Annotated in this window: 31 protein-coding genes; 20 read left to right on the top strand and 11 right to left on the bottom strand. The window is 59.1% G+C overall.

Features of this window, described 5'->3' with window-relative positions; translation table 11 throughout:
* The first annotated feature begins 22 nt into the window (after positions 1-22).
* The gene (locus ACERZ8_RS01455; RefSeq protein ID WP_407590346.1) at positions 23-277 is read left to right on the top strand and encodes a GlsB/YeaQ/YmgE family stress response membrane protein; all 255 of its coding nucleotides are present in this window, start codon (positions 23-25) and stop codon (positions 275-277) included.
* 18 nt (positions 278-295) lie between these two features.
* On the opposite strand, the gene ACERZ8_RS01450 is transcribed toward ACERZ8_RS01455, so the two are convergent.
* The 6 genes from ACERZ8_RS01450 to ACERZ8_RS01425 form a co-directional block, all read right to left on the bottom strand.
* Positions 296-1,429, bottom strand: coding sequence for an AI-2E family transporter (locus ACERZ8_RS01450; protein ID WP_407590345.1), 1,134 nt, complete (start codon positions 1,427-1,429; stop codon positions 296-298).
* Positions 1,419-2,399 (bottom strand): endonuclease/exonuclease/phosphatase family protein, encoded by a 981-nt coding sequence (locus tag ACERZ8_RS01445; RefSeq protein WP_407590344.1) that lies wholly within the window; start codon positions 2,397-2,399, stop codon positions 1,419-1,421. The genes ACERZ8_RS01450 and ACERZ8_RS01445 overlap by 11 nt, the downstream gene beginning before the upstream one ends.
* Before the next feature lie 16 nt (positions 2,400-2,415).
* Positions 2,416-3,363 (bottom strand): YihY/virulence factor BrkB family protein, encoded by a 948-nt coding sequence (locus ACERZ8_RS01440; protein ID WP_407590343.1) that lies wholly within the window; start codon positions 3,361-3,363, stop codon positions 2,416-2,418.
* 65 nt (positions 3,364-3,428) lie between these two features.
* Positions 3,429-4,550, bottom strand: coding sequence for a DUF3618 domain-containing protein (locus ACERZ8_RS01435; protein ID WP_407590342.1), 1,122 nt, complete (start codon positions 4,548-4,550; stop codon positions 3,429-3,431).
* Entirely contained in the window at positions 4,540-4,941 is a 402-nt protein-coding gene (locus tag ACERZ8_RS01430) for a phage holin family protein (protein ID WP_407590341.1), read from the bottom strand. Before ACERZ8_RS01430 ends, ACERZ8_RS01435 begins: the two co-directional genes overlap by 11 nt.
* Positions 4,938-5,423 (bottom strand): FliH/SctL family protein, encoded by a 486-nt coding sequence (locus tag ACERZ8_RS01425; RefSeq protein WP_407590340.1) that lies wholly within the window; start codon positions 5,421-5,423, stop codon positions 4,938-4,940. The genes ACERZ8_RS01430 and ACERZ8_RS01425 overlap by 4 nt, the downstream gene beginning before the upstream one ends.
* A gap of 284 nt (positions 5,424-5,707) precedes the next feature.
* Between ACERZ8_RS01425 and ACERZ8_RS01420 the strand changes: the two genes are divergently transcribed.
* On the top strand, positions 5,708-6,205 hold the full coding sequence (locus ACERZ8_RS01420; RefSeq protein ID WP_407590339.1) for a ferritin-like domain-containing protein: 498 nt from the start codon (positions 5,708-5,710) through the stop codon (positions 6,203-6,205).
* Positions 6,206-6,208: 3 nt separating this feature from the next.
* Here the strand turns inward: ACERZ8_RS01420 and ACERZ8_RS01415 are convergent, their stop codons facing one another.
* Positions 6,209-6,994 (bottom strand): Crp/Fnr family transcriptional regulator, encoded by a 786-nt coding sequence (locus tag ACERZ8_RS01415; protein WP_407590338.1) that lies wholly within the window; start codon positions 6,992-6,994, stop codon positions 6,209-6,211.
* Between the two features lie 101 nt (positions 6,995-7,095).
* On the opposite strand from ACERZ8_RS01415, the gene ACERZ8_RS01410 reads away from it, so the two are divergent.
* From ACERZ8_RS01410 to ACERZ8_RS01355, 12 genes are all read left to right on the top strand, one after another.
* Positions 7,096-7,254, top strand: a complete 159-nt coding sequence (locus ACERZ8_RS01410; protein ID WP_204417449.1) for a YqaE/Pmp3 family membrane protein — start codon at positions 7,096-7,098, stop codon at positions 7,252-7,254.
* Between the two features lie 5 nt (positions 7,255-7,259).
* Positions 7,260-7,619: a DUF4112 domain-containing protein gene (locus ACERZ8_RS01405; protein ID WP_407590337.1), complete on the top strand. Its 360-nt coding sequence runs from the start codon at positions 7,260-7,262 to the stop codon at positions 7,617-7,619.
* A 159-nt stretch (positions 7,620-7,778) separates the two neighbouring features.
* Complete coding sequence (locus ACERZ8_RS01400; RefSeq protein WP_407590336.1) at positions 7,779-8,444, top strand: DUF1194 domain-containing protein; 666 nt, start codon at positions 7,779-7,781, stop codon at positions 8,442-8,444.
* 153 nt (positions 8,445-8,597) lie between these two features.
* A complete protein-coding gene (gene sdhC / locus ACERZ8_RS01395; RefSeq protein WP_407590335.1) occupies positions 8,598-8,981 on the top strand; it encodes a succinate dehydrogenase, cytochrome b556 subunit in 384 nt (127 codons plus the stop codon).
* 11 nt (positions 8,982-8,992) lie between these two features.
* The gene (gene sdhD / locus ACERZ8_RS01390; protein WP_407590334.1) at positions 8,993-9,364 is read left to right on the top strand and encodes a succinate dehydrogenase, hydrophobic membrane anchor protein; all 372 of its coding nucleotides are present in this window, start codon (positions 8,993-8,995) and stop codon (positions 9,362-9,364) included.
* Positions 9,365-9,381: 17 nt separating this feature from the next.
* A complete protein-coding gene (sdhA, locus tag ACERZ8_RS01385) occupies positions 9,382-11,187 on the top strand; it encodes a succinate dehydrogenase flavoprotein subunit (protein ID WP_407590333.1) in 1,806 nt (601 codons plus the stop codon).
* A 7-nt stretch (positions 11,188-11,194) separates the two neighbouring features.
* Positions 11,195-12,025: a hypothetical protein gene (locus tag ACERZ8_RS01380; RefSeq protein ID WP_407590332.1), complete on the top strand. Its 831-nt coding sequence runs from the start codon at positions 11,195-11,197 to the stop codon at positions 12,023-12,025.
* The gene (locus tag ACERZ8_RS01375; RefSeq protein ID WP_407590331.1) at positions 12,022-12,357 is read left to right on the top strand and encodes a hypothetical protein; all 336 of its coding nucleotides are present in this window, start codon (positions 12,022-12,024) and stop codon (positions 12,355-12,357) included. Before ACERZ8_RS01380 ends, ACERZ8_RS01375 begins: the two co-directional genes overlap by 4 nt.
* Positions 12,358-12,417: 60 nt before the next feature.
* A complete protein-coding gene (locus ACERZ8_RS01370; RefSeq protein WP_407590330.1) occupies positions 12,418-12,954 on the top strand; it encodes a hypothetical protein in 537 nt (178 codons plus the stop codon).
* A 120-nt stretch (positions 12,955-13,074) separates the two neighbouring features.
* Positions 13,075-13,854, top strand: a complete 780-nt coding sequence (locus ACERZ8_RS01365; protein ID WP_407590329.1) for a succinate dehydrogenase iron-sulfur subunit — start codon at positions 13,075-13,077, stop codon at positions 13,852-13,854.
* Between the two features lie 245 nt (positions 13,855-14,099).
* Entirely contained in the window at positions 14,100-15,269 is a 1,170-nt protein-coding gene (locus ACERZ8_RS01360) for a type III PLP-dependent enzyme (protein WP_407590328.1), read from the top strand.
* 61 nt (positions 15,270-15,330) lie between these two features.
* Positions 15,331-16,173: an urea carboxylase-associated family protein gene (locus ACERZ8_RS01355; protein WP_407590327.1), complete on the top strand. Its 843-nt coding sequence runs from the start codon at positions 15,331-15,333 to the stop codon at positions 16,171-16,173.
* A gap of 16 nt (positions 16,174-16,189) precedes the next feature.
* Here ACERZ8_RS01355 and deoD read toward each other — a convergent pair whose 3' ends face one another.
* From deoD to ACERZ8_RS01335, 4 genes are all read right to left on the bottom strand, one after another.
* Positions 16,190-16,897 carry a purine-nucleoside phosphorylase gene (gene deoD, locus ACERZ8_RS01350; protein ID WP_407590326.1) on the bottom strand — a complete coding sequence of 236 codons (708 nt, stop codon included), beginning with the start codon at positions 16,895-16,897 and terminating at the stop codon, positions 16,190-16,192.
* A 92-nt stretch (positions 16,898-16,989) separates the two neighbouring features.
* The gene (locus ACERZ8_RS01345) at positions 16,990-17,313 is read right to left on the bottom strand and encodes an H-NS histone family protein (RefSeq protein ID WP_407590325.1); all 324 of its coding nucleotides are present in this window, start codon (positions 17,311-17,313) and stop codon (positions 16,990-16,992) included.
* 198 nt (positions 17,314-17,511) lie between these two features.
* On the bottom strand, positions 17,512-19,473 hold the full coding sequence (locus tag ACERZ8_RS01340) for a methylmalonyl-CoA mutase family protein (protein WP_407590324.1): 1,962 nt from the start codon (positions 19,471-19,473) through the stop codon (positions 17,512-17,514).
* A 71-nt stretch (positions 19,474-19,544) separates the two neighbouring features.
* Positions 19,545-19,940, bottom strand: coding sequence for a hypothetical protein (locus tag ACERZ8_RS01335; protein ID WP_407590323.1), 396 nt, complete (start codon positions 19,938-19,940; stop codon positions 19,545-19,547).
* A gap of 86 nt (positions 19,941-20,026) precedes the next feature.
* Here ACERZ8_RS01335 and ACERZ8_RS01330 point away from each other — a divergent pair, with 86 nt between their 5' ends.
* From ACERZ8_RS01330 to ACERZ8_RS01305, 6 genes are all read left to right on the top strand, one after another.
* Positions 20,027-21,418, top strand: coding sequence for a 1-acyl-sn-glycerol-3-phosphate acyltransferase (locus tag ACERZ8_RS01330; protein ID WP_407590322.1), 1,392 nt, complete (start codon positions 20,027-20,029; stop codon positions 21,416-21,418).
* 110 nt (positions 21,419-21,528) lie between these two features.
* Positions 21,529-22,821 (top strand): crotonyl-CoA carboxylase/reductase, encoded by a 1,293-nt coding sequence (gene ccrA, locus ACERZ8_RS01325; protein ID WP_407590321.1) that lies wholly within the window; start codon positions 21,529-21,531, stop codon positions 22,819-22,821.
* A gap of 215 nt (positions 22,822-23,036) precedes the next feature.
* Positions 23,037-23,243 (top strand): hypothetical protein, encoded by a 207-nt coding sequence (locus tag ACERZ8_RS01320; protein WP_407590320.1) that lies wholly within the window; start codon positions 23,037-23,039, stop codon positions 23,241-23,243.
* A complete protein-coding gene (locus ACERZ8_RS01315; RefSeq protein ID WP_407590319.1) occupies positions 23,179-23,910 on the top strand; it encodes a helix-turn-helix transcriptional regulator in 732 nt (243 codons plus the stop codon). Before ACERZ8_RS01320 ends, ACERZ8_RS01315 begins: the two co-directional genes overlap by 65 nt.
* A 113-nt stretch (positions 23,911-24,023) precedes the next feature.
* Entirely contained in the window at positions 24,024-24,659 is a 636-nt protein-coding gene (locus ACERZ8_RS01310; RefSeq protein WP_407590318.1) for an acyl-homoserine-lactone synthase, read from the top strand.
* Between the two features lie 41 nt (positions 24,660-24,700).
* Positions 24,701-26,233, top strand: coding sequence for an ATP-dependent DNA helicase (locus tag ACERZ8_RS01305; protein ID WP_407590317.1), 1,533 nt, complete (start codon positions 24,701-24,703; stop codon positions 26,231-26,233).
* Positions 26,234-26,266 lie beyond the last annotated feature (33 nt).

Below are 26,266 nucleotides of genomic sequence, written 5' to 3'. Positions count from 1 at the left end.
AATATGAAAAAGGAACGAAATAATGACCGGAATTGGATGGATCGGATCACTGATCATCGGCGCACTCGCGGGCTGGATCGCAGAGAAGATCATGAAAACAGATCAAAGCCTGATCATGAATATCGTGCTGGGTATCGTCGGCGCGCTGGTCCTGAATTGGCTGCTGATCGCGATCCTCGGCACAACGCTTGGCGGGTGGATCGGTCAATTGATCGTCGCTGCGGCGGGCGCATGTCTGCTGATCTACGTCACCAGACTGATCCGCGGCAGGTCGTAAAGGCCATGGCTGGTGGCGCTAGTCGTCGCCAGCCGGTGCGACGCGCGTGGGCGCAGGCGCAGCGTCATCCGCATCGCCAAGGAACCGCGCAAGGGTCTGCAGGGATTTCGTTTCATCACAGGCGATCTTGAGCACAATCAGGATGGGCAGTGCGACGATCATGCCGATGACGGACCAGATCCACGCAAAGAAAGCCACGAACAGGAAAACGACCGTCGTGTTCAGCCGCATCCGATGGGAAATCACCATGGGCGTAACCAGCTGCCCCTCGATGGAGGTCAACACGATGTAGGTGGCAAAAACCCCAGCCGCCGCCCACGTCCCATCAAGGCTGACGAAGGCGACCGCAGCCGCAATGGTCGCACCCATGAGACCTCCCAGAAACGGCACGAAGTTGAGGCCAAAGGCCATGAACCCGAAGATGACCGCGCTTGGCAGACCCCACAGATACATTGCAACGGCCACGGCGACACCCAAACCTGCGTTGATGATTGCAATGCCGCCCAGATAGTAGCCAAGACGATCCTCGATTGAATGTACCACCTCGACGGCGCGCCGCTTGTCGGCAAACCGCTCAAAGCTTTGCACAGCCTTGGTCAGAAACATGTCGCCAGAGGCAATCAGGAAGAAAAGCAGGATCAGGGCAAACAGGATCCGGCTCAGGAATCCCGGAGCCATGCTGAACAAGGTCGCGGCAATTCCGGTGTCTGAGACAACTTCCACTTCCACGGTTTCCGCATTCTGATCTTCGATGATTTCCTCGGCGGCCACAGTCGCGTCGTTGATGGCTTCCAAAGTCCCACCCGCGGCCGTGAGCTTTTGCTTGATCTCCTCTATCAGCGACGGCAGGTCTTCGATGAACTGCGCCGCCGGTGCGCTGAGCTGAACAAGCAAGAGAACGATAAGGGCGGTCAGAATGGCGGTGAACAAGGCGGCAGAAGCCACCGGCGGAATCCCGATCTTGGCCAACAGCCTGCGCGGCCTGTTGAGCACGAAGTAACCCAGACAGGCGGCGGTGACCGGGATTAGGAAATCGCTGGCCCAGACCAGCGCCTGCAACAGCAACAGACAAAAGATGCCGACAATCGCGAATTCGAAACGCTTCGATTGCGTGTCCGTCGCGCGTTCGGGGGGCTCGGGTTTAGTCGCCATTGTCAGCCTGTTCCTGTTGCGGAAGGAAAACGGTCGCCGCCATTGGAAAATGATCAGAGCCAAAACGCTCCAGCCGGCGAAACGACACCAGCCCCACGTCTTGGGTCATGAACATCTGGTCAATCGGGAACCGCAGCAGCGGATAATCCGCATGAAAACTGGAAATCATGCCCCGTCCCACCCGGGGTTCGAGGAGATTGCCGTAGTCTTTGAACCGCTCCGTGGTCCAGGACCAGGCGACGTCGTTAAAGTCCCCCATCACGATGGTCGGACGCTCGGATGATTGGGTCATCAGGGCGGCGTCCTTGATCTGCTTGTCGCGCACTGCGGTCGTGTTGCCCGGCACGGGCGGGCGCGGATGCAGACCGATGAAGTTGAAATCAGTGCCGTTCGGTGACGTCAGCAAGGCACGGACCGCAGGGGTGTCATCAGCGACAGGCCACAGCAACTCGACCCGTGACGTCGGTAGCCGCGTGGCAAAGATCAGCCCGTAGTGATCATCGGCGATGTGTGATTTGACAGTCGGATAGCGGCCCAGATGCCCTGACAATGCGGAATCCCACCTTTCATCCGTTTCCATGAGGAGCAGAACATCCGGGTCTTCGCGCTCAAGAATAGCGATCAGTTCGTCGTGGCGCGTGTTTTCCATCAGCACATTCACCGACAGCAATGACACTTCCACGGCAGGGGATGGTGCTTGCGCAATATCGATTTCCGTTTGTGCCAGTGGCGTGTACGGGAAAATCTGGACACCCTGGTAGACAATCACCGCAACCAGAACCGTCGCCAGCAAAGGCTTTTGTGAAATGGCAAAGGGCAGGCATGCCAGCAGGGTCAGCAGCGCAAAACAGGTGATGTGAACCAGCGGAAAATCCCACATGCGGATCCACCACACGACGCTGTTGGTCAACGGCAAGAGCGTCGTGACGACGGCAACAATCGCTGCGCTCCAGAAGACCCAGTTCAGCATGTGGCGGCGTTGAGTGTCATGATTTTTTAGCCTCACCAAAAGTGTCGGCCTTGACTGCGTCGCGTGATCCCATGGGTTCATCCGGGCCTTTTGTTGTATCGGCGCATGTCTGTGCCTCCATCTCGGCGTTCAGTTCGGCACCAAGCAGGATGATAAAGGCGGAAATCCAGAACCACATCAATAGAACGATCACCCCGGCCAGCGTTCCAAAGCTTTCATTGTAAGAGCCGAAGTTGCCAACGTAGAACGCAAATCCCGCCGAGGCGGCAACCCAGATGAGACAGGCGACAACTGCGCCGGGCGAGGCCCACTTCCATTCCGGCGCATCACGCGACGGCGCATAGCGGTAAAGGACCGAAAGGCCGAACACGGTCAGACAGAACAGCCCGATCCAGAGACCCGCCGTCATCAGAAATTCGAACGCCGCACCGAAATCCAGAACGGCCAGCACCGCAGGCAATCCGAGAGTGGCCATGAGCGCAATCAGTAAACCGACCATGAGAAACAGCGTCAGAGCAAAGGTTACCAGCTTAAGCCGGACAAAGCCGCGCTCCTCCTCCTCGTCATAGGCGACGTTGATCCCTTCGATCAGGCTCGCCATGCCCTTTGACGCCGAATAAAGCGCGATCAGGATCCCGGCAATGGCAGCAAGGCCAAGGCCGCCTTCACGCGACCCGGCCACGGCTGTGGCTTGCGTCGTGACAATTGCAATGACGTCTTCGGGCATGAGGCCGGACAGGCTTTCAATTTGATCGACGATCTGGCTTGGCTCGACCAGCAGCCCGCTGATCGCGATTAGGGCCGTGATCGCGGGAAAAAGCGCCAGAAGTCCGTAAAAGGCGACGCCCGCCGCGATGAGGCCAACCCGGTCGGCTGCAATCTCGTCCTTCACACGGAATGCGATGTCCTTCCGGCCAAGGGCCGGAATGTCGGTCGGGGTCTCGGCGGAGCGTCCGCGTGACATGTCAGAACCTCAGATTTGGGAGATGGGAGTGCGGGAAAGGGCCGCGTGGCCCTCTCCCAATATGGTCAGGTCTTCGGCTTGCCAAGGTTTTTGTCCTGCGCTTCGGACTTGGCCGTGTCGGCCACCCGCTCTGCTGTGCTCTTGGCCTTGTCACCTACTGCGGCGATGGCGGATTTGTCACCCGGCGCGCCACTGTCCAAATCGGCCTTGGTCTCGGCTGCGATGTCCTTGACCTCTTCCTTGACCGAGTCGGCCACGGAAAGCGCTTTCGCTTTTTCTTCCTCGAAAATGCGTTCGGCCTGATCAAACAGGGTGTCGCTTTGCGCGCCCATCAGATCATCTTCGGTCTTGGTGCGGGGCAGTGCACCGCCTAAAGCTGCACCAACTGCGAGCGCCAAGGCGCCCACAACCAACGGCTGCTGATCATAGAAATCAGCAGCCGCATCCGTGCCCTGGTTCATCGACCGCGCGGCGGAGCGGCGCATTTCGACTGCCTTTTGCCGTGCGGCGATCACACGCTTGCGACCTTCTTCGGTCAAGGTCTCGGTGCCTTCTGCGATGCGGATTCCGGCGCTGGCCAGACCCTGCTTTGCTGATTGCGCTGCATTCCCCATCGACGATTTCGCCGACGACGCGGCATCGCCAACGGCAGACCCTGCGCTTGCAAGACTGTCCTTCACCGATTGCGCGCCACTTGCGGCTGTGTCCTTCACGGATTCAGCGCCGCTCGACACACGATCACCGAATGATGGGCTGGTGTTGTCATCAGTGTCACGGGCCCACGAGGGTTCTGAGACTGCCCGGTTGGCAGTGCGCGCCGCAGGCGGCGTGTAGGGCAGGCCGCGCGCGTCCCGGCCTTGGCGATATTCGCGTTCTGTCGAGCTGTAGCGATCATCGTCAAAGTCATCAGATACACGCTGACGCAGCTGCGGTTGCTGCGCGTTTCCGAACATCAGCCACGCCAGACCGATACCGGTCAGCGCAAGGGGGACAGGGTTGGCCTTGACCTGATTGGAGATCGAGCGGCCCATATCGCCACCATGCTCGCGGAACTGATCGCCGATCTGACGCACGATAGTGTCGATCGAGAACTTGTCCTGCAAACCCTCCAAATTGGAGGTCAGGTCGGACCGCTGTTCTTCGATTTCGCGTTCGATTTCTTTCGGGCTGCGGGTCTCATTTGTCATCGTAGGCTTCCTTCACGGCTGCAGCATCGCGCTGGACGTTCTTGACGGTCCGCGTCGGCGCAAGGCTTGAGAGTTTGAGGTCATCGACGCCCTTGTTGATCAGCACATAGGCGGTCACACCCAGGGCGGCACCCACGATCAACGCCGACCAAACGGCATGCAGTCCGGCTTCGGTCAACGCAGCGACAAGGGCAGCGGCGAGAACATTCAAAGCCACCAGTGCGATGATCGCAGCGCCCGCGATCAAACCGATGGCCACACCGGCCTTCGTGACGTTTTCGCTGATCTCGGCACGGGCCAGATCGACCTCGTTGCGCACCAGTCCGCTGACATTGCTCAGGGCATCACTCAACAGATTGCCAGCACTTTTGTTCGTGGTGTCATCGCTCATGAGACATCTCCATGCTGTGTGGTTCCGATTGTGTCGAACGTGGTGGTGTGCGGGTCTTGCGGACCGGACGCTTTGGCGAACCGCGTGGCCGCAAAGCCGATCAGGGCTGCGCCACCAAGGAAGACGAGCGGGTTCTTGCGGGCAAAGGCGCTGACGTCCTGCACCATCTCGCTCAGATCCTTGTTGCGCATGGCCTCGGATGCGTCTGCCAGTCCTTCGGCGATCTGACCGAACGTGCGTTCCTGCGGTGAGCCGCTGCGCATTTCCTCGGCTGCCGTGCGCAAGGCGGATGCCACGCCGGACATCTCGTCTGCGACAGACGATTTGGCGGTACCTGCCTGTTCCTTTGCCGCGGACGCTGCATTCTGCGCAACATCACGGGCGGCGGTCTTTGCGTCCTCGGTTAATTCGCTTGCCTTTTGCTTGGCTTGCGAGGCGGCGGATGGGCTGGACGTTGGGTCGGGATTATTGTGGGTCGACATGTTTCTCTCCAATTCAGATTTCAGAGCACGAAACTGATGACGGCCAAAACGACGACGATCAGTCCGATAAGGTAAAAAACGTTATGCATAAGGGGCTCCTCCTTTTGGGGCGTGACTGTGGTCAGCCCCGCTCAGAGCAGCTTAGGCGGTTGTTGAAATCCTCGTGGGTCGCAGACGCTAATCTGGTTTAGCTTTTGCCAAATCGGGGGCTGTTCCCGGCACATCGTCCCTGTTGTGAAAGCCAATTGCAGCTAGCGTGGAGGCTCACCTCGAAAGGATCGAACATGAGCATCGACACGCTGGAAGACCTCTATATCGAGCAACTCAAGGACATCTACAGCGCCAACAAGCAGGCATTGGACGTCACCAAAGAGATGGCGAAGGCTGCAAGCGATACTGACCTGTCCGACGCCCTTCGCGCAGGCGCAGACGGCATTCAGGACGGCATCACGGCCATCGAAAAGATATCAGAAGGCCACGACGAAAGCCCGAATGGTGAGCACTGCAAAGGCATGGAAGGCCTTGTGAAAGAAGCCCGCGCCCATGCCATCGAAGAGACCTTTGGCGAGGAAGCCACCAAGGACGCGATGATCATCACGCAATATCAGCGGCTCACGCATTATGCGATTGCGGGATATGGCTGTCTTGCCGCATTTGCGGACCGGCTGGAATTGGACAATGATCTGTCTGCGCTGAAAACCTGCCTTGATGCGTCTTACGACGGCGACCGCACCATGACGGCGCTGGCGACAGGTGGAATCAACAAAAGTGCTGTGGCCTGATCGTCAGACCGATCTGGCAAGATCTGCCGTGCCCGTGGTTTCCACCCCGCTCGGAGGTGGGAACCACGACGTGTCCATGTCGACAAACGGGTTCACAAATTCGCAATCCTTTTCCCAGTCTTCCCGCTTGAGCAGACGAACATAAGGGCGATCAATCTCGATGTCTCCGCTCTCGACAAACCGGCGGAGCAGTTTGTTCACGTAGATCGATGTGAGGCCAACGGCCTGCCCGATCTCGACCTGACTGAAGGGCACCTGAAACCGGTTGCCGAGGCCGACATTGGCGACTTCCAAGCGGGATCGAAGCTGCAGCAGCCAGAATTTCAGCTTGCCGGACGCATCCATCGACCCAAGACTGCTGGCGTGATAGCGCAACGCGATCTGATCCAGACTGCCGACGGCCGTTAACAATGCGCCAAGGCGTGGATATTCGGAATAAAGTGGCGCCAGTCTTTCGCGCGGGAACGGGCAGATGACGCCGTCCGTCTGCATCATGATGCGGTGATTGGCGTAGGATGACCCGATTTCGGCCAGCCCCATGACTTCCCCCGGCAGATACACGCGCAGGATTTGACTGCGGCCATCCGAGCTGTCCGCCTTGACCACGGCCCATCCGGTTTTGAGAACCATGATACCTTCGGTGCGATCCCCCACACTGACAACGGGGCGCCCTTTTCTGCGTGGATGCTCGTCCTTTTCCATGTCCGCAATAAAGGCGCATTCGTGATCGGTAAGAGCGACGAACCGGGACAGGCGACTGACGAGACAGCTCTGATATTCTTCTGACATACCAAAAGTTAACACAAATTAAGTCGTACGGCCTCGCTTAAATCGAGCCAACCTGCGATACGCTGCACCACGCCCCAATTTTTCTTTAGAAAAGAGCGCTCATGGATCTCATCCGCATCATCCTGTCTGTCATTATTCCCCCGCTCGGCGTGTTCCTGCAGGTCGGTTTTGGAAAGCATTTCTGGCTGAACATCCTGCTGACCTTGCTGGGATACATCCCCGGACTTGTGCACGCGGTCTATATTGTCGCGCGCAAGTAAAGACGATGTCCCGCGCCGAGATCGAAAAACTTGATCGACTTTCTTCGCTGCTGGACAGCCGTTTTCGGATACCCGGCACGCCCATTCGGTTTGGGTTGGATTCCATTCTTGGTCTCATACCCGGCGTCGGCGACCTCGCGTCGCTCGGGCCATCGGCCTATCTGGTATACAAGGGCTACCGGCTTGGTGCGCGCAAGCGCACGATCATACGCATGTCGGCAAATACAGGGCTGGACTTTGTTGTGGGCGCAGTGCCCGTCCTTGGCGACGTCTTTGACCTTGTCTTCAAAGCGAACAACCGCAACTTTGCGCTGCTACGCAAAGAGCTGGAAGTCGGCGCGACCCCGGATCGGGATATCGCCTGATTGTCGAGGTCGACGTGCGGCCTGCGTATAGAGTTTTCCAACCGATTGACCTGGGCTTGCAGGTTTGTGAACCCCGCTTGCCGACAAGAGGGTTCGCACTCACCCCAAGCTCACCCTAATTTCAGATGCGCGCGCCGACGCCTCTGCTAGGGTCACTCCATGTTCCGCTCATGCACCACAATCTTGGCACTCATTGCCCCGGCCAAGGCCTTTGCCTGTGACCTTGCCTTGATGCTGGCCGTGGATGTGTCAGGCTCGGTCGATCCACAGGAATACAGGATTCAGATGGACGGTCTGGCCGCCGCGCTGCGTGACGGCATCGTCGCGGATGCGCTGGTCGATCAGCAGGCGCAAGTGGCGCTGATCCAATGGACAGGATCGTCACGCCAGCGCCAGACAATCCCGTGGACGGCCATGCGCTCTTATGGCGACGTGCTGGCGCTGGCGGACAGGATCGAGGCAGACCCGCGCATTTGGCGCAACTACTCGACGGCTATTGGCGAGGCGCTTGAGGTTGCGCGCGATTCCTTTGAGCCAGTGGCACACTGCATGCGCAAGGTGATCGACGTCTCGGGCGATGGCGAATCCAATGAAGGGGTTGAACCCGCCACACAGCGATCAGCCTTGCGGGCCAGCGACATCACAGTGAACGCAATTGCCATTGAAACCGACGACGGGGATCTGACAGCGTATTTCTACGAAAACCTGATCACTGGTCCCGGCGCTTTCGTTGTGACGGCCAACGGATTCGCGGACTATCCCGAACAGATCAGGCGCAAGTTGCAGCGCGAAACCTCGCGACAGGTTACGAGCATCGTGGATTGAAGGGTATTTCGTGATCACGGCCATTTCGCGCGTGATCACAAGTCGGGCAAACCCGGACAATGCGCCAAATAACCGCGCCAGAAGTGATCCTTGGGTGGGTGACTCCGGGGCAGAATACGTTATCAAGTAGCAACGGAACAAAAAGGACGCACCATGGCCGACGTCAACCGGGGCAATCGCCCCCTTTCGCCCCATCTGTCGATTTATCGTCCGCAGCTGACATCCATGACCTCGATTCTGACGCGGATCACTGGCAATGCGCTGCTGATCTCGGCACTGCTGGTGGTGTGGTGGTTTCTTGCGGCCTCGACCTCGCCCGAGGCGTTCGCGCGGGCTGATGGGGTTTTGACCAGCTTTTTCGGTGATCTTGTGATGTCGCTGTCTTTGCTGGGTCTGTGGTATCATACGCTTGCCGGTGTGCGGCACCTGATCTGGGACAACGCCATCGGCCTCGACATCGAAACGGCGGAAAAGATGGGATGGGCGGTTCTTGGTGGCTCGGTCGTGCTGACCGTCATCACGCTCATCGCGATTTAAGGGGGCTGACCATGCAATTTCTCACAGATCGCAAACGCGCAATGGGCATGGGGTCGGCCAAGACCGGCACGGCACATTTCTGGGCGATGAAAGTCAGCAGCTTTGCGTTGCTGTTCCTGATCCCGCTGTTTGTCTTCACCTTCGGCCCGATGCTGGGTGAACCCTATGCCGAGGTCACCGCCTATTTCGCCCGCCCGTTCCCGGCAATTGTGGCGGCGCTAACCATCGTGGTGACGTTCATGCACTTCAAGGACGGTGTTCAGGTGCTGATCGAAGACTACGTTCACGGAACAATGCAAAAGGTGCTCATTCTTGCGATGATCTGCCTCAGCTATGCCGCCGCCGCGACGGGCATTTTTGCCATCGCGCGCCTGGCGCTTTGAAACAGGAGGCCTGACAGATGGCAGCTTACGATTACGAGACGCACGAATATGACGTGGTGGTGGTTGGTGCCGGTGGCGCGGGTCTGCGCGCGACGCTGGGCATGGCCGAACAGGGGCTGCGCACCGCGTGTGTGACCAAAGTGTTCCCAACGCGCTCGCACACTGTGGCGGCACAGGGCGGTATTGCCGCTTCTCTGTCCAACATGGGCCCCGACAACTGGCAGTGGCACATGTATGACACCGTCAAAGGGTCCGACTGGCTGGGTGACACGGACGCGATGGAATACCTCGCCCGCGAGGCCCCCAAGGCCGTCTACGAGCTTGAGCATTACGGCGTGCCGTTCTCGCGCACCGAAGAGGGCAAGATTTACCAGCGCCCCTTTGGCGGGCACACCACCGAATTCGGCGAAGGCCCCCCGGTGCAGCGCACCTGCGCCGCTGCTGACCGAACGGGCCACGCGATCCTGCATACGCTTTACGGCCAAAGCCTCAAGAACAACGCGGAATTCTACATCGAATATTTCGCCATTGATCTGATCATGTCCGAAGACGGCGTGTGTCAGGGCGTGCTGTGTTGGAAGCTCGATGACGGCACCATGCACCTGTTCAGTGCCAAGATGGTTGTGCTGGCAACGGGCGGCTATGGCCGCGCCTATTTCTCGGCCACGTCCGCGCACACCTGCACCGGCGACGGCGGCGGTATGACAGCGCGGGCGGGCCTGCCGCTGCAGGATATGGAGTTTGTGCAATTCCACCCCACTGGCATTTACGGTGCGGGCTGCCTCATCACCGAAGGCGCGCGGGGCGAGGGCGGTTACCTCACCAACTCCGAAGGTGAGCGGTTCATGGAACGCTATGCGCCGACCTACAAGGATCTGGCCAGCCGCGACGTCGTCAGCCGCTGCATGACCATGGAAATCCGCGAGGGGCGCGGGGTGGGCGACAACAACGACCACATCCACCTGCACCTCAACCACCTGCCCAAGGAAACGCTCGACCTGCGCTTGCCCGGCATTTCGGAGTCCGCGCGCATCTTTGCCGGCGTGGACCTCACCAAGGAACCGATCCCGGTATTGCCGACCGTGCATTACAACATGGGCGGCATTCCAACGAACTATTGGGGTGAAGTGCTCGCCCCAACCAAGGACAAACCCGACAATGTGTCGCCCGGTCTGATGGCCGTTGGCGAGGCCGGGTGTGCTTCGGTTCACGGGGCAAACCGTCTGGGGTCGAACTCTCTGATCGACCTCGTGGTGTTCGGTCGGGCCGCCGCCATCCGCGCCAAGGATGTTGTTGACCCCGAGGCGCCTGTGCCCACACCGAACCAGCGCTCGGTCGAGGCTGCGTTCAGCCGCTTTGACGGGCTGCGTTATGCCAAGGGCCATGTACCGACAGCGGAACTGCGCCTTGAGATGCAGAAAACGATGCAACAGGATGCTGCCGTGTTCCGCACCGACAAGACGCTGGCCGAGGGCGAAGAGAAGATGAAGGACGTGGCCTCCAAACAGTCCGACCTCAAGGTCACCGACACTTCGCTGGTCTGGAATTCGGACCTTATGGAGACGCTGGAACTGACGAACCTGATGCCCAACGCGGTGGCCACCATCACCGCCGCTGCCGCGCGCAAGGAAAGCCGTGGGGCGCATGCGCATGAGGACTATCCGGACCGCGATGACGAGAACTGGCGCAAGCACAGCCTTGTCTGGTTCAAGGGCAACGAAGCCTCGCTTGGTTTCCGTGGTGTGCATCTGAACCCGCTGACCAGCCACAATGACGGTGGGATCGACCTCAAGAAAATCGCGCCCAAGGCACGGGTATACTAAGGCCCTTATGTCCCAAAACCTGGCCATCCAAGACACGTCAGCATTTGTGCCCACACAGGTGCTGCGGGTCTATGGGATGCGCCGGTCGGGAAATCATGCGGTGATCGACTGGATGATGCGCAACGCGCCGGGCGGGGCCGGATTGTTCATGAACAATTGCAAGCCAAACCGTGATCCGTTCAAGACGGCGCGCGGGGTGGCGACATATCAGGACGGGCGCGAGCTGGATCTGGACACCGAGGCGGACAAGCTGCGCGCGGCAGGCCAGACGCCCTTTACGCTTGTCAGCTATGAAGACACGATGCCAGCGGCCAAGCGCTCGCCGCTTTTTGATTCGCCCGAAACCTGCGTGATCATCTATCGCAGCTTTCTGCACTGGGCGGCGTCACTGCTGCGCAAAATCCAAGGCAACAAGGGCTACGGGCCGCTTGAACGGATGCGGGTGATGATGCAGGCGATGCGCACCTACGGCGAAATGCTGGGTCGGGTGCAGGACACGGATGTGGTTCCCGTCTGCTACGATCACTGGAAAGAGGACGAAGGATATCGCCGCACAGCACTGGACCGGCTGGACCTGCCTGGGCGTGACCTCAGCCTCGGGGCCGTGCAACGCTATGGCGGCGGATCATCCTTTCAGGGCAAAAAGACCACTGCCACAGACCTTGCCACCGCCGAACGCGCAGCGCAGATGGCGCAGGACCTCGAATATCAACTTGTGCTGTGGACAGCGGCCCGCGATCTCGATTTCATGGTGCGACTGGCAGAGGTGTTTCCCGAAGATGCACAACGACTGTCCGGACTGCTTAATACTGCGAAGGCCGAGGTGAAGTTGCCATGATGATCCGAACGATTGCTTTCAGCGCGCTTGTCGCGCTTACGGCCTGCGAGGAAACGACACGCGCTGTCGATGATGCAGCCCGCCGCAGCGCAAAGCTGGCCGTGTCCGAAACGGTGCTGACACGTTTTCCGGCTGTTCCGAAAGAACTGGTAACGCCGTTTACCGACTGCGTGATCGACAACGCATCGGCATCAGAAATCGGCGCGTTTGCGCGGGATGCGGTGATCGGCGTGTCCGAAAACACTGCCACCCTTGTGCGCACCGTGCTGGAGCGCCCTGAAACGCAGCAATGCGTTGTGCGGGCGGGCGTAAACGCATTGGGCACTGCTTGAGGCTATGTCATGATGCACCGATTCACACCGACACCACCGACCAAAGGACATAACAACTCAATGCATTTGCGGATTCTTTCGACGGCTTTTGCCGTGCTCGCCTTTTCGACCACCTTTGCACTGGCGGATGCCGCCCGGATGGCCGCACAGCAATGTGCCGTGAAAACGCACGCGCCGGGCAATTACAACATATCAAATGCGCCGGGCGTGCCGCATGTGCTGCCGGGGCAGGGCGGGACAACGGGCGGTGCTGCACGGATCAACGATTGTCTGAAAGACGTTTACGCGGTGCAATACGGGGCCAAGCGTAGCCAAGTGGTTGCAACGGCCGCTACGCCCAGAGCTGCAGCGGGATCGATCGCGGAATGTGACGCGATCCGCAGACAGAACATCACCACCGGCGTCATCGCCACCGTCGGGATCATTGCAGCCCTTGGCGAACCCTATACTGCCTCGGTCATTGGCGGGACGGCTGGTACCATCACCGGGGTGCGCGGTGTCAACCGCCGCCACCGCGCATGCGTCGCCGCCGTCTCTGCCCCCCGGTTGATCCGAGCGCTGCGATCTATGTCGGATGCAGCCGCAAGAATGGCGTGATGAGCCGGGGCACCTCCCTTTGTGTGTCACCATGACCGATTGTGCCCATGACAACGGTCGGGGTATCCACGCATTGCCGGACACACGCATGCTGACGTCGTCTATCGAAAGGATCACACCATGGTTCAACTGACGCTTCCCAAGAACTCCCGCATCCAGACGGGCAAGACGTGGCCAAAGCCCGAGGGCGCCACCAACGTGCGCAAGTTCAGTATCTACCGCTGGAACCCGGATGACGGCAAAAATCCGCAAGTGGACAACTACTTTGTCGATATGGACACCTGCGGGCCGATGATCCTGGACGCGCTGATCAAGATCAAGAACGAGATTGATCCGACGCTGACCTTCCGCCGGTCCTGCCGGGAAGGGATTTGCGGCTCCTGCGCGATGAACATCGACGGGATCAACACGCTGGCCTGTATCTACGGCATGGACGAAGTGAAGGGGGACGTCAAAATCTACCCGCTGCCGCATATGCCCGTGGTCAAGGATCTGATCCCGGATCTGACGCATTTTTATGCCCAACACGCCTCGATCATGCCGTGGCTGGAAACCAAGACAAACGCCCCGGCCAAGGAATGGCGCCAGTCCATTGACGACCGGGAAAAGCTGGACGGGCTTTACGAATGCGTGATGTGCGCGTGCTGCTCAACCTCTTGCCCCAGTTATTGGTGGAACGGGGATCGCTACCTTGGGCCAGCAGCCCTGCTGCACGCCTATCGGTGGATCATCGACAGCCGCGATGAATCAACGGGCGAGCGGCTTGATGACCTTGAGGACCCCTTCAAGCTTTATCGCTGCCACACGATTATGAATTGTGCCAAGACATGCCCCAAGGGCCTGAACCCGGCCGAGGCAATCGCGAATATCAAGAAAATGATGGTCGAACGCACGGTCTGATATCAGAGGCTGATGATTGCAAAGGCTCCGCTGCTTTGGCGGGGCCTTTTTCGTGCGCAAGCCACGGCGTTTTTGCCGGTACAGCCATGCAAAAAATCCATATTGCCACGACTCGCAAATGGCCCGATATGGCGGTCATAGACGCCAACGCACGCGCCTCTGGCCGGGTCCGGTATACGTAGCGACGGTAACGTCTCCTTTTGGAAGTGAGCGGTCATATTTGGCCGGGTCTATTGGAGATGACCATGAACGCCTACGTCACCGAATTCTCGGTTGCTGCACCTGTGCGCAAAAACCGTGTCGACACCTATATCGCGATGCATCAGTTTGACCGGCCGACGCTGGTGCTGGATGTCGATGCCGTCGAAACCCAGTATCATGCGCTGTCCGCAGGCCTTGGACGTGCCAGCATCCACTATGCGGTCAAGGCCAACCCGCAGCGTGAAATCATCGAACGTCTGGTGGCGCTGGGTTCGCATTTCGACGCCGCTTCGCGCGCCGAAATTGAACTGTGCCTGAGCCAGGGTGCGGACCCTGCCAATATTTCCTTTGGCAACACGATCAAACGACCTTCGGACATTGCATTCGCGCATACAGCCGGTGTAACCCTGTTTGCTGCCGACGCCGAGGAAGAGCTTGAAAAGATTGCTGAGCATGCGCCCGGTGCGGACGTCTATATTCGTCTGATCGTGGATGCGTCACAGGCCGATTGGCCGCTCAGCCGCAAGTTCGGTTGCGCCCGTGACAAGGCGCTGGCGCTCTTGGGTCTCGCAGTCGCGCTTGGCCTGAAACCACGCGGCTTCAGCTTTCATGTGGGCAGCCAGACCCGGTTTGCGCAGATGTGGGGGCCAACCCTTGATCAGATCGCACAGGTCTGGACCGAGGCGCGCGATGCAGGGTTCGACCTTGATCTGTTGAACATCGGCGGCGGTTTCCCCGCATTCTATGGTGACGCGATTGAGGCCCCCACGGCCTATGCCGCCGCCGTGATGGAGCAGATCCACGCGCGTTTTGGCGACGTACCACACGTGATGGCCGAACCGGGCCGTGGTCTGGTCGCCGAAGCAGGTGCAATCTCCGCCGAAGTGCTGCTGGTGTCGCGCAAATCCAAACGTGACCTGCACCGCTGGGTGTTTCTGGACATCGGCAAATTCTCGGGTCTTGCCGAAACAATGGACGAAGCCATCCGCTATCAGTTCCAGACAAACCGCGACGGTCAGACCACCGGCCCCTGCATTCTGGCGGGACCGTCCTGTGACAGCGCCGATGTGCTTTATGAAAAACGCATGGTGGACTTGCCGCTTGATCTGACCTGTGGCGATCGCGTCGTCATCCGCAACTGTGGGGCCTACACGACGACATATGCCTCCATCGGCTTCAACGGCTTCCCGCCCTTGGATGTGGTTGTCATCTGACCACTTGCCGTTCTGGTCGTTCCCGGTTTCTATGGCGCATCTTTGATCGAAAGGTGCGCCATTGACGATCCCACCCGATGCCGACGCGCGCCGCGCGATTGCGCCCGTGATCTGCTATCCACCCGATACGCTGCCGCGCCCGGATATGGAGCGTTATGCTGCGGCCCGCGACGGGATGGTAAAGGTCGACGAGGCGCTTGCCCCACTCCGCGAGGCCGCCTGTTTCGAGGTTCCCGCAGGCCACATTTTTCGCATCTCGTCTGTCGACGGGCCGCAGGTCGGTGATCTGAACCTGTGGAATGCCAACGATCTGAGCGAGCGTTTTTATTCCGGCAAAACACGCGCGCTGCACGGCACCCACATCACAACCGGTGAGCGTATGTGGTCCAGCTTTCCGCATATGCGCCCCATGGCGACGGTGATCCACGATACGCTGGGCTGGTACGGGATCGATCAATATGGCGGGTCAGTCCACGACGTGATCGGCACGCGGTGTGATCCCTATACCGGCAATCTGTTGCAGGGCGGTCATTACCATCATTGCTGCCATTCGAACCTCACGCGGGCGCTGGCCGATCATGCCGGGCTGTCTTTGGCCGAGGCGGAACCGCATGTGCACGATGTGCTCAATGTCTTCATGTGCACTGGGTTCACGCGCGATACCGGGCAATATTTCATGAAGGCCAGCCCGGTCCGTCCGGGCGATCACATCGACTTTTTCGCCGAGATTGATCTGCTGGGCGCGCTGAGCGCATGTCCGGGTGGCGATTGCAGTTCGGAGCATTCTTCCGACACTGCCGCCTGTTTCCCGCTCAAGATCGAAATCTTTGCCCCGGCACCCGGCGCGCTGGAGGGGTGGAGCAGCCCGCCGCCCAACGGATATGACGGAACGCACGGTCGCTGAACGATTCAGGCCAGATTCAGTTTGGAAATGCCGCTTCCAGCGCGATCTCGACCATGTCGCCGAACGTCTTTTCGCGATCCTCGCTTGGCAATGCCTCGCCGGTTTGTAGGTGATCACTGACAGTCAAAACGGCGAGGGCGCGACGCCCGTGACGGGCGGCAAGAGTGTACAGCTCTGCCGCTTCCATCTCGACCCCGAGAATGCCGTGGCGAACCATCTGTTCATCCAGATCAGGGCGCTCGGCATAAAACACATCCGACGAATAGATACCGCCGACATGTGTCTTGGTGCCCCTGGCCTTCGCCGCAGTAACTGCGGCAGACAACAGGCCGTAGTCAGCGCACGGGGCATAATTGATCTCGCGAAAGATGCCCGAGGACGGAGACGTGATGGTGCTCGCCGTCATCGCGATAATCACATCCCGGATGCCGACATGAGACTGCATACCGCCGCAGGACCCGATGCGGATCAGCGTTTGCGCATCATAGTCGCGCATCAACTCGTTTGCGTAGATCGACAGGGACGGCATGCCCATACCCGACCCCTGAATGGTCACCGGGTTGCCGCGCCATGTGCCGGTAAAGCCAAGCATCCCGCGCACTTCATTGACCAGTTCGGCCCCATCAAGAAACGTCTCGGCCGCCCACCGCGCGCGATAGGGATCGCCCGGCATCAAAACGGTCTGTGCGATTTGTCCGGGTTTGGCACCGATATGAACGGTCATGGCTGCTCCGAAAGTTGTTCGAGTCGCGCCACGTTACTGCAAAAAGCGGGACCGATACGAGGGTGATGTGACACCGCACGTATCGTCGCAATTCAGATCAGCAGATCGTCGGCGCTTTTGCCATTTGCCAGTGCTGTCTTGAACCAATTGGGCTGACGGCCTTTGCCGGTCCATGTATTTGTCGGGTTTTCCGGGTCCATGTATTTGGCCTCGGCTTTTGTGCCTTTGGCGGCAGCGCGACCGGAACGTTTGGATGTCAGTTCTTCCAGCGAATAACCGAATTCAGCCGCAGCTTTCTGCGCGGCTACCAAAGCATCCTTTTTCTCTTTCTTGCGCAAGGCGACAATGGCCTTGTCGACATCGGCACGCAGTTTTTCGAGTTCTTTACGACCCATTTTATCGAGTTTGATCGCCATTTCTGGTCTCCGAAAATATTCAAGTAATCTAGCGTATTTTCGATTTTTCAGGGAATATCAATGGCTTTGGTGATTGAATTTGTGTCAACGGCGGTTGTTTGCTCGTGTGGCGAGATAAGTTCGTCCGTCAGTGGAAATGGCACAGGCATTGCGTGTGTTGCCCGGCTCATTTCAAATCCAGTGTTTCGTGTTTTTGGCCTATTCGGCGGCGACCGATTGTGGATCGGCCAGCGTGATGATGTCCGTCATGATCGTATTCAATTCGAAATCCTTGGGGGTGTAGACCCGTGCAACCCCCAGTGTACGCAAGCGTTCGGCGTCGTCATCCGGGATGATGCCGCCCACGATGACAGGAATGTGGCCCAGACCCGCGGCTTGCATACGGTGCATCAGATCCTCGACCAGGGGGATATGGCTGCCCGACAGGATCGACAGACCGACCACATGCGCGCCGTCTTCGCGCGCAGCGGCGACGATCTCTTCCGGTGTCAGACGGATGCCTTCGTAGGCGATGTCCATGCCGCAGTCGCGGGCCCGAACGGCAATCTGTTCAGCCCCGTTGGAGTGTCCGTCCAGACCGGGCTTTCCCACCAGAAACCTGAGGCGACGCCCCAGCCGGTCACTGACCATGTCAACGGCATCGCGCAATTCGTCCAGCCCTTCGGTCATGTTGGATTGCGAGGCAGACACACCCGTCGGGCCACGGTATTCACCATGCACGGCGCGCATCTGCGCGGCCCATTCGCCGGTTGTCACACCTGCCTTTGCACAGGCAATGGAGGCTGGCATGACGTTCTGCCCATCTGCCGCCGCACGGCGCAGGTCGGCGAGGGCCGTTGTCACCGCGTCGGCATCGCGCCCATCGCGCCATGCCTCAAGCCGGTCAATCTGTTCCTGTTCCACTGCCGGGTCGACAACCATGATCCCGCCATCACCGGTCATCAGTGGCGATGGTTCACCGGCTTGATATTTGTTGACGCCGACCACCACGGTTTCGCCCCGTTCGATCCGACCCAGACGTTCTGCATTCGAGGTGACCAATTGCGCTTTCATGTAATCGATGGCTGCAATTGCGCCGCCCATGGCGTCCAGTTGGTTCAATTCCTGCCGGGCGCCGTCTTTCAATGCCTCGACTTTTGCGTCAACCGCCGGGTTGCCATCAAACAGATCGTCGAATTCCAGCAGGTCTGTTTCATAGGCCATGATCTGCTGCATCCGCATGGACCATTGCTGATCCCACGGGCGGGGCAGCCCCAATGCCTCGTTCCATGCGGGTAATTGCACGGCCCGCGCGCGCGCCTTTTTCGAAAGCGTTACGGCCAGCATTTCGATGAGAATGCGATAGACGTTGTTTTCGGGTTGCTGTTCGGTCAGCCCAAGGGAATTGACCTGCACGCCGTAGCGGAAACGGCGGTATTTGGGATCGGTGACGCCATAGCGTTTCTCGCAAATTTCATCCCACAGATCGACAAAGGCGCGCATTTTGCACATCTCCGTCACGAAACGGATGCCGGCATTCACGAAGAATGAAATGCGTCCCACCACGGCCGGGAAGTCTTCGGGTGCGATGCGCGGTTTCAGGGCGTCCAGAACCGCTGTCGCAGTCGCCAACGCAAAGGCCAGTTCCTGTTCCGGCGTCGCACCTGCCTCTTGCAGATGGTAGGAACACACGTTCATCGGGTTCCATTTCGGCACATTGGTATAGCAATACTCGGCCACGTCCGCGATCATCTTGAGGCTGGGCGCAGGTGGGCAGATATAGGTGCCCCTGCTCAGATATTCCTTGATCAGATCGTTTTGAACCGTGCCTTGCAGGGCTGAGACATCCGCGCCCTGATCCTCGGCCACCGCGATGTAAAGCGCCAGCAGCCATGGGGCCGTGGCGTTGATCGTCATCGACGTGTTCATTTTCTCAAGCGGGATATCGTCAAACAGCGTGCGCATGTCCCCCAGATGGGACACCGGCACACCGACTTTGCCGACTTCGCCGCGCGCAAGGACATGATCGCTGTCATATCCCGTCTGTGTCGGCAGATCGAAAGCGACGGACAGCCCGGTCTGGCCCTTGGCAAGGTTGGCGCGGTACAGCGCATTGGACGCCGCAGCTGTTGAATGCCCGGCATAGGTGCGGATCAGCCAGGGGCGGTCTTTTTCTGTCATGGCGGCCTCGTGAATCGCAGCAAGCAATAAAATTGCGTTTGAGGTGAGGTATAGGTAATAATCTGGCGATGTCAATTCGCTGCGTCGCGGCATTTCCGGCGTCTTGGCCAGATTGCAATGGCCAGCATGGCCCAGCCCAGCACACCCAAACTGTGGGCCGACAGGGTCGCACTGTGACGAAAGGTCAGAAGGGCGATCATCTCTTCGGGCCGGGGCAGAGCTCCGAGGACGGATTGTGCAGGCAATCCATCAAAGATCAGGCGGTAATAGGTGTAGTAGCCTTGGGGTGAGGCCCATACAAACGTGATGAACAGAACGGCCCAGATCGGGATACGGATCACCAACGGGCGATAATACGTCATCAGTCGGGTCACAGCCAAAGCCACGAGTGCAAAGAGGACCGATAGGGCCAGCAAGCCCATACGTCCCCAAAGTGTCAGCGTGAAAAACGAGTCGCCCTCATACATAATGCGACAGAACCGCAGGCTATCGCGCAAGGCCAGCCCCATTTTGTCGTTTACCCCGCCGCTTGCGTTTGCGAGGGTTCGCGGCAATGACAACGACTGTAGAACTTCCGCTTTGGCTATTCGTGCTGATGGTACTGTTTGCGGCAGTGACGTTCGCTTCGCATTTTCTGTTCCCGTCCGTGCGCTGGTTTTTCCGCCGCCGCTTTGAACGGGCCGTCGCAAAACTCAACACTCGGCTCACACGCCCCATCGAACCGTTCAAGCTGGCGCAGCGCCATGACATGATCCAGCGGCTGATCTACGACCCCGAGGTCACCCGCGAGATCGTGAACTACGCCGAGGAGAATGACGTGCCCGAGGCTGTGGCCTTTCAGAAGGCGCGGGAATATGCGCGTGAAATCGTGCCTGGGTTTTCGGCGTTTGCCTATTTCAGCTTTGCCATGCGGGTGGCGCGGCTGCTGGCCAACGCGGTCTATCGGATCAGAACGACGGACAAGAATGATCACGTGTTTGCCGATATTCCGGCGGATGTAACGGTGGTGTTCATTATGAACCATCGCTCCAACATGGATTACGTGCTGGTCACTTATCTTGCCTCGCGCAACACGACGATGTCCTACGCAGTCGGTGAATGGGCGCGCGTCTGGCCACTATCGTTGATGATCAAGCTGTGGGGCGCGTATTTCATTCGGCGGCGGTCGCGCGGGGCGCTCTATCGCAAGGTGCTGGCGCGCTATGTGCAGATGGCCACGCAGGGCGGGGTAACTCAGGCGATCTTTCCCGAGGGCGGTTTGACCGTCACCGGCGCACTTCAACCGCCCAAGATGGGCCTTTTGTCATATGTGCTCGAAGCCTACGCAGCCGATCCCAGCCGCGACATCGCCTTTGTGCCTGTGGCCATCAACTACGACCGGGTGCTGGAAGACCGGGTATTGATCGCGGCGGGCAAGCGCGGCGACCGACGGTTCGGTGCGCGTATCAGCGTCGTGGTCTGGGCCTTCTTTCGCAAGTTCTGGCAGCGGGTGCGTGGCAAGGACACGCGGTTCGGCAGTGCGGCGGTTGCATTTGGCACACCCGTATCTCTGGCCGAAAGCGGCCTTACGGACGTTGATGCGCTGTCAGAAACGCTCATGGAGCGGATCGGGGAAGTCATGCCCGTACTTGCGGTGCCATTGATGTCCCATGTGTTGTTGCGCGACGGGCGCGTTGAGGTCAGCGATATGGTTGAAAAGGTGCGCGCGCTGATGGCGCAGGCACCGGCCCGGAACTGCGATATCGCGCCAGACGAGCTTGCCGGTGAAATACAGCGCGGGCTGATTGGCCTGCGCCGCCGCGGAATCCTGAGGGTCGATCACGGCCATTGGGTTGTCGAACCGGAGCAGGAAAGCATCCTGATCTTTTATGCCCGTTCCATTGCGCATTTGTTGCCCGCGGATGCTGCAGTCGCCGAAAAACTTTCTGCACCTGCAAAGTCATAAAATTACAAAAAACGCGTTAGTGTTGTTGCATTGTTGCGCATTGAGCCATATTCAGCCTCCAGACGCCGCGATTCTGCACTGCGGCACACATTTCTGATCCGGAGGCTGACATGGCACTCGACCTTGCGCCCGAAACGGGCATCGCGCCCTACGAGGCACCTGAAAAAGACCTGTATGAGATGGGGGAGCTTCCTCCGATGGGATATGTCCCCAAGCAGATGTATGCGTGGGCGATCCGCCGCGAACGCCACGGCGACCCGGACACTGCCATGCTGCAGGAAGTTGTAGATGTCCCGACACTGGACAGCAACGATGTGCTTGTTCTGGTGATGGCGGCAGGCGTGAACTACAACGGGGTCTGGGCGGCGCTTGGTCAGCCGATCAGCCCCTTTGACGGTCACAAGCAGCCCTATCATATCGCCGGATCGGATGCGGCGGGCATCGTCTGGGCGGTCGGTGATCGGGTCAAACGCTGGAAAGTCGGCGACGAAGTTGTGGTGCATTGCAATCAGGACGATGGCGATGACGAACACTGCAATGGCGGCGATCCGATGTATTCGCCAACGCAGCGCATCTGGGGCTACGAGACGCCGGACGGATCGTTCGGCCAATTCACCCGCGTGCAAAGCCAACAGTTGATGCCGCGCCCCAAGCACCTCACATGGGAAGAAAGCGCATGCTACACGCTGACGCTTGCCACCGCCTATCGGATGCTGTTCGGGCACGAACCGCATGACCTCAAGCCCGGTCAGAACGTGCTGGTCTGGGGTGCGTCGGGTGGACTGGGGTCTTATGCGATCCAGTTGATCAATACGGCCGGGGCGAACGCGATTGGTGTGATCAGTGACGAAAGCAAACGTGACTTTGTGATGGAGCTTGGCGCCAAGGGCGTGCTCAACCGCAAAGATTTCAATTGCTGGGGGCAGATGCCCACAGTGAACACGCCCGAATACGCAGACTGGTTCAAGGAAGCGCGCAAGTTCGGCAAGGCGATCTGGGATATCACCGGCAAAGGTGTGAATGTCGACATGGTTTTTGAACACCCCGGCGAGGCGACGTTCCCTGTCTCGACCTTCGTGTGCAAGAAGGGTGGCATGGTCGTGATCTGCGCGGGCACCACAGGCTTCAACTGCACGTTTGACGTCCGCTATATGTGGATGCACCAAAAGCGTCTGCAAGGCAGCCACTTTGCGCACCTGCAACAAGCCTCGGCTGCCAATCAACTGATGGTCGAGCGCCGCCTCGATCCGTGCATGTCCGAAGTGTTCACCTGGGAAGACCTGCCGTTGGCGCACATGAAGATGCTGCGCAACGAGCACAAACCCGGCAACATGAGCGTGCTGGTGCAGGCCCCGAAAACGGGTTTGCGCACATTGGAAGACGCACTTGAGGCGCGCCGCTAAAAGCGATACACGTTAAACGAGAGTTCAGGCGTCCGCGAATCACCCCTGGGTTTCGCGGACGTTTTTCGTTTTCAGCGGTTCCGTTGAGCATCAAAGGGTTAGAAAATCGCTCCTCACTATTTCTGGGGAGTGGAAATAGGCGAATTTTCCTACGCAATTAACACATGCTATAGTTGTGTTAATCTTTCGTTAACCACTGGGAAGTGAGTCTGTAGATGAGAAGTGACTGGATACTGGACGTTCTGACGGACCTAAAGACTTTTGCCCGTGCCAACAATATGCCGATCCTGGCGGAACAGTTGGATGACTCAGCAATCGTCGCAATGGCCGAGATCGCCGCGATGAAGGATGTTAAAAATGCTCAGCGCCACGACGGCGACACAGCCGTTGGAACTCATCTTGGAGGAGCTGGAACAAGCTGATGGTCTTGCCGGTCTCCAATCTGCGACCGAGGCCTTACGTGAATACTACAAGATCGATCATGTCATCTACCATTGGGTTGACTCAGCAGGGGATCAGTATGGCTGCGGAACGTATTCGGACACATGGCGCTATCGCTATCTTGAACTCAACTATCTCCGGGTGGATCCGGTTATCATCGGATGTTTTCAGCGCTTTCACCCTGTGGACTGGAAACGTCTGGACTGGTCCAGCAAGGCAGCCCGTGCCTTTCAGGCAGATGCCATCGACCACGGCGTCGGCAATCAGGGGTTCTCGGTACCCATACGGGGGCCAAACGGGCAATTTGCACTCTTTACGGTCAACCACTCCTGCGATGATGCGCACTGGTCGGAATGGACGGAACTTCACCGGCGGGACCTGATACTCATTGCCCATTACTTCAACGAAAAAGCATTGGAATTCGAACCCGAACGCACTCCCGAACAGTCACAGGCCCTCAGCCCGCGCGAGATCGATGCGATGACGCTGTTGGCGATGGGATACAGCCGCGCGCAAGTGGCCGACACCTTGTCGATTTCGGAACACACCTTGCGCGTCTATATCGAAAGTGCCCGCTTCAAACTGGGTGCGATGAACACCACCCACGCCGTCGCCCGCGCCATGAGTCGCGGGTTGATCGTGGTGTGAAATCGCCCGTTGCGCCTCACAAGGCCTTGTCGGGCGCTTGGATGAACAGACGTTAACGCACGCTTGGGTAATACTTCGGTCATGCCTTCCCCGGTCTGACAAGGAGTACTTCAATGCTGCGTTACGTCTACGCCTCTGATCTGAACGATTTTCCCAAACTTGCCCGCACCATGTTTCGCGACCGTGCGGACCAGTTCAAAACCCGGCTTGGCTGGGATGTGAATGTCGACGAGAACGGGTACGAGCGTGACGAATACGACGATCTGAACCCCCTCTACGTGATCTGGGAAGAACCCGATGGCAGCCATGGCGGCTCCATGCGGTTCTTGCCGACCACGGGTCGCACAATGGTGAACGAACACTTTGGCGATCTTATTTCGGGCGCCATAACAAGCCCGGCGATTTGGGAGTGCACGCGGTTTTGCCTGACCCGCGGTGCAGGAGGACATGTGGCAGCGGCTCTGATGTTGGGCGGCGGCGAGATCATGCAGAACTTTGGTGTGGAACATTTTGTCGGCGTTTTTGATGCCCGCATGGTGCGCATCTATCGCATGATCGGATCGTCGCCCGAGGTGCTGGGCAGCGCCGGGTCGGGGCGCGATCAGATCAGCGTGGGTCTGTGGCATTTCGACCCTGACGCTGCCGAAAAGGTAGCTGAACGGGCTGGCGTGCCGCTGGAGCGTTCGCGCCAGTGGTTTGACCGCGCTTTCGGGTCGGAAACCGCCATCAAGTTCGCGCGCAGCGCCTGATCGCTCTGGTTCACGGTGCGGCCCCTCTGTAGGGTCGCGCCATGACCACGACCCTCGCCCTTTCCGATGATCAGGCCGGTGCCTATGACGCCGTCACCGACATGCTGCGCAGCGCTGGCATCGATCTGGACGACGCCCTTCTGACACCTCCAAAATCGTCTGCCACGTCCGTTATGGCAATCACGGGCAAGGCGGGTTCGGGCAAGACGCTGTTGCTGGCTGAGTTTTACAAAGCGCTGGAAGCCACAGGCGTCGACGTTGTTTCCGGCGATTACGAATCCCGCAAGAAACGCGACAAACGCACCCTCGCCATCCTCGCACCCACCAACAAGGCGGCCAGCGTGCTGCGCTTTCGCGGCGTGCCAGCAACGACGATCCACCGCATCCTTTACACGCCTGTCTACGATCCCGAATACGAACGCATCGCCGAATGGCTTGCAGGCAATGGTGAGCGCCCCGAGATCGACGGGCTGACTGAACTGGCGCTCGACCGGGCCTGGGCGTTCTATCAGAACAACAAGTCGATCCCCGGTGCCCTGGCAGCCGCGGGCCTGCGCGGTTCTGACTTCATCACCGGTTGGAAACGGCGCGAAGAACCGCTCGACATTGGCTTTATCGATGAATCCTCGATGCTGGATGACAAGCAATTCGAGGATCTCAAGGAAATCTTTCCGACCCTGCTTTTGTTCGGGGATCCGGCACAGCTTGCCCCGGTCAATCAGTCGGGCACGATGGTGTTCGAAAAACTGCCCGCGCCACGCGTGCTGCATCTCAACCGTATCCACCGGCAGGCCGAGGGCAACCCGATCCTTGATCTGGCCCACGCGCTGTCTGATCCGGACGTCGATTTCTACCGGTTCGAAAAGATGGTGGAAGACGCCGCTGCCCGCGACGAACGCGTCGTCTGGGGCCAGCGGGTCGAGGTTGATCTGATGGCGCGCAGCCCGGTGCTGGTTTGGCGCAACGCCACGCGTATCCGCCTGATCAATGCGTTTCGGAGCGTCCACGGCGCGCCCGAAGATGCGCTGCTGGAAGGCGAACCGCTGATCTGTGATGGGCTGGAATTACCACTCAAGCACCGCAAGAAACGGCTCGATCTTGAGGCGCGGGGCCTGATCAAAGGCGCGCAGGTGATTTATCTGGGCGAGGGGCGCAAGCCCGGCTTTTCGCGTCTGCATGTGATGGGGGCTGAAGACCCGCAAGTCTCTGCCGCCTCCATCGTGAAGATCGAAAAACCGGACGAGGAAGAACCGTTTATCCCCTTTGCCGCCCGCATGGGTGCCACGTTCCTGCACGGAGCGGCAGTGACCATCCACAAGGCGCAAGGGTCGCAATGGGACACGGTGCAGGTCTTTGCCCCCGACCTCTACGCCGCGGCGCGCATGGGGCGCAGCGAGGCGGGGCAACCCTTGTGGAAACGTCTGGCTTACGTGGCCATCACCCGTGCGCAGGATCGACTGATCTGGGTGGTGCGCAACCGCTTGGCCAAACCCACGGGGCCGCTGACGGTCGATGATCTGCGCAGCACACCGGCCGCCCCGCTTACGCTTGATGCGCCGGACCCGGACTTCTGAATACGGGTTCTTCTGACCAAAAACACAACGGGG

Source organism: Tateyamaria armeniaca (assembly GCF_045797845.1).
Lineage (GTDB): Bacteria > Pseudomonadota > Alphaproteobacteria > Rhodobacterales > Rhodobacteraceae > Tateyamaria > Tateyamaria armeniaca.
The sequence above is the reverse complement of the archived record's forward strand: the minus strand, read 5'-3'. Positions and strand labels throughout refer to the sequence as shown.

Excerpts from the sequence above, each read along its gene's own strand:
- ACERZ8_RS01455 (WP_407590346.1), top strand. The coding sequence starts at position 23 with ATGACCGGAATTGGATGGATCGGATCACTGATCATCGGCGCACTCGCG.
- ACERZ8_RS01450 (WP_407590345.1), bottom strand. The coding sequence starts at position 1,429 with ATGGCGACTAAACCCGAGCCCCCCGAACGCGCGACGGACACGCAATCG.
- ACERZ8_RS01445 (WP_407590344.1), bottom strand. The coding sequence starts at position 2,399 with ATGCTGAACTGGGTCTTCTGGAGCGCAGCGATTGTTGCCGTCGTCACG.
- ACERZ8_RS01440 (WP_407590343.1), bottom strand. The coding sequence starts at position 3,363 with ATGTCACGCGGACGCTCCGCCGAGACCCCGACCGACATTCCGGCCCTT.
- ACERZ8_RS01435 (WP_407590342.1), bottom strand. The coding sequence starts at position 4,550 with ATGACAAATGAGACCCGCAGCCCGAAAGAAATCGAACGCGAAATCGAA.
- ACERZ8_RS01430 (WP_407590341.1), bottom strand. The coding sequence starts at position 4,941 with ATGAGCGATGACACCACGAACAAAAGTGCTGGCAATCTGTTGAGTGAT.
- ACERZ8_RS01425 (WP_407590340.1), bottom strand. The coding sequence starts at position 5,423 with ATGTCGACCCACAATAATCCCGACCCAACGTCCAGCCCATCCGCCGCC.
- ACERZ8_RS01420 (WP_407590339.1), top strand. The coding sequence starts at position 5,708 with ATGAGCATCGACACGCTGGAAGACCTCTATATCGAGCAACTCAAGGAC.
- ACERZ8_RS01415 (WP_407590338.1), bottom strand. The coding sequence starts at position 6,994 with ATGTCAGAAGAATATCAGAGCTGTCTCGTCAGTCGCCTGTCCCGGTTC.
- ACERZ8_RS01410 (WP_204417449.1), top strand. The coding sequence starts at position 7,096 with ATGGATCTCATCCGCATCATCCTGTCTGTCATTATTCCCCCGCTCGGC.
- ACERZ8_RS01405 (WP_407590337.1), top strand. The coding sequence starts at position 7,260 with ATGTCCCGCGCCGAGATCGAAAAACTTGATCGACTTTCTTCGCTGCTG.
- ACERZ8_RS01400 (WP_407590336.1), top strand. The coding sequence starts at position 7,779 with ATGTTCCGCTCATGCACCACAATCTTGGCACTCATTGCCCCGGCCAAG.
- sdhC (WP_407590335.1), top strand. The coding sequence starts at position 8,598 with ATGGCCGACGTCAACCGGGGCAATCGCCCCCTTTCGCCCCATCTGTCG.
- sdhD (WP_407590334.1), top strand. The coding sequence starts at position 8,993 with ATGCAATTTCTCACAGATCGCAAACGCGCAATGGGCATGGGGTCGGCC.
- sdhA (WP_407590333.1), top strand. The coding sequence starts at position 9,382 with ATGGCAGCTTACGATTACGAGACGCACGAATATGACGTGGTGGTGGTT.
- ACERZ8_RS01380 (WP_407590332.1), top strand. The coding sequence starts at position 11,195 with ATGTCCCAAAACCTGGCCATCCAAGACACGTCAGCATTTGTGCCCACA.
- ACERZ8_RS01375 (WP_407590331.1), top strand. The coding sequence starts at position 12,022 with ATGATGATCCGAACGATTGCTTTCAGCGCGCTTGTCGCGCTTACGGCC.
- ACERZ8_RS01370 (WP_407590330.1), top strand. The coding sequence starts at position 12,418 with ATGCATTTGCGGATTCTTTCGACGGCTTTTGCCGTGCTCGCCTTTTCG.
- ACERZ8_RS01365 (WP_407590329.1), top strand. The coding sequence starts at position 13,075 with ATGGTTCAACTGACGCTTCCCAAGAACTCCCGCATCCAGACGGGCAAG.
- ACERZ8_RS01360 (WP_407590328.1), top strand. The coding sequence starts at position 14,100 with ATGAACGCCTACGTCACCGAATTCTCGGTTGCTGCACCTGTGCGCAAA.
- deoD (WP_407590326.1), bottom strand. The coding sequence starts at position 16,897 with ATGACCGTTCATATCGGTGCCAAACCCGGACAAATCGCACAGACCGTT.
- ACERZ8_RS01345 (WP_407590325.1), bottom strand. The coding sequence starts at position 17,313 with ATGGCGATCAAACTCGATAAAATGGGTCGTAAAGAACTCGAAAAACTG.
- ACERZ8_RS01340 (WP_407590324.1), bottom strand. The coding sequence starts at position 19,473 with ATGACAGAAAAAGACCGCCCCTGGCTGATCCGCACCTATGCCGGGCAT.
- ACERZ8_RS01335 (WP_407590323.1), bottom strand. The coding sequence starts at position 19,940 with ATGTATGAGGGCGACTCGTTTTTCACGCTGACACTTTGGGGACGTATG.
- ACERZ8_RS01330 (WP_407590322.1), top strand. The coding sequence starts at position 20,027 with ATGACAACGACTGTAGAACTTCCGCTTTGGCTATTCGTGCTGATGGTA.
- ccrA (WP_407590321.1), top strand. The coding sequence starts at position 21,529 with ATGGCACTCGACCTTGCGCCCGAAACGGGCATCGCGCCCTACGAGGCA.
- ACERZ8_RS01320 (WP_407590320.1), top strand. The coding sequence starts at position 23,037 with ATGAGAAGTGACTGGATACTGGACGTTCTGACGGACCTAAAGACTTTT.
- ACERZ8_RS01315 (WP_407590319.1), top strand. The coding sequence starts at position 23,179 with ATGCTCAGCGCCACGACGGCGACACAGCCGTTGGAACTCATCTTGGAG.
- ACERZ8_RS01310 (WP_407590318.1), top strand. The coding sequence starts at position 24,024 with ATGCTGCGTTACGTCTACGCCTCTGATCTGAACGATTTTCCCAAACTT.
- ACERZ8_RS01305 (WP_407590317.1), top strand. The coding sequence starts at position 24,701 with ATGACCACGACCCTCGCCCTTTCCGATGATCAGGCCGGTGCCTATGAC.